General features: G+C 73.0%; 1 protein-coding gene. It reads left to right on the top strand.

Annotated features, from left to right (window positions below; translation table 11 throughout):
* On the top strand, positions 1-552 hold a 552-nt coding region (locus AC1DWF_RS37650), incomplete at both ends, for a lyase family protein (protein ID WP_476843512.1).

The following is a 552-nucleotide window of genomic DNA, read 5'->3' as shown; positions in this document are numbered from 1 at the left end:
GCGCTGGCCCGCGCGCAGTCCAAGCTCGGCATCGTGCCGGCCGCGGCCGCCAACGCCATCACCGAGGCCGCCTCGGTGGACAAGCTCGACTTCGCGGCGCTGGCGGATGCCACGCGCAACACCGGCTACCCCGTCGTGGGGCTGGTGAAGCAGCTCACCGCCGCCTCCGGCGCCGAGGCCGGCCGCTGGACCCATTGGGGCGCCACCACGCAGGACGTCATGGACACCGCCGTGGTGCTCCAGATGCGGCAGGGCTTCGCGCTCATCCGCACCGAGCTGCTGGAGCTGAACGGCGCGCTGGCGGCGCTGGCGAAGCGCCATCGCGGGACGATCATGGCCGGACGCACGCATCTGCAGCACGCGTTGCCGGTCACCTTCGGCTACAAGGTCGCGGTGTGGCTCTCGCCGCTCCTCACCATGGTCGAGCGGCTGGACCAGCTCCGCCCCCGGGTGGAGAAGCTGGAATTCGGCGGCGCGGCGGGCACGCTGGCCTCGCTGGGCACGCAGGGCATCGCCGTGCAGCGCGAGCTGGCGAAGGAGTTGGGCCTCGCC

The sequence above is a fragment of the Aminobacter sp. P4_D5 genome, assembly GCF_056401815.1.
This window is presented reverse-complemented; position numbering and strand designations above follow the sequence as displayed.